General features: G+C 48.0%; 1 protein-coding gene. It reads right to left on the minus strand.

Translation table 11 applies throughout. The features are described 5' to 3' along the window. A partial coding sequence (locus AAEY75_RS14890; RefSeq protein WP_352260007.1) for a hypothetical protein occupies positions 1 to 263 on the minus strand: 263 nt, incomplete at its 3' end. Positions 264 to 277 lie beyond the last annotated feature (14 nt).

The following is a 277-nucleotide window of genomic DNA, read 5'->3' on the forward strand; positions in this document are numbered from 1 at the left end:
GGTGTATCGATACTATTCTCGATAGTATCGTTTTTAGTATCAGTCGCTTTTTCGACACTGACAGCGCCAAAAGCCGCGACATCGTTACTATCGTGATAGTATCCAACGGGCTTCATTATGCTTTTCCAACGCTCTTGTACTGTCTTGCCAGTACGTTGATCAACACCACACGCACTACAGCGAACTTGCACAAAATCGCCCTTGCGTCTGGTTTGCTCAACATAGGCACAGCGCCCACACTCGCAAACGATTTCCCCGATCACCTCCGCTTTACTTG

The sequence above is a fragment of the Psychrobacter sp. TB55-MNA-CIBAN-0194 genome (genome assembly GCF_040309505.1).
Classification (GTDB): Bacteria; Pseudomonadota; Gammaproteobacteria; order Pseudomonadales; family Moraxellaceae; genus Psychrobacter; species Psychrobacter fozii.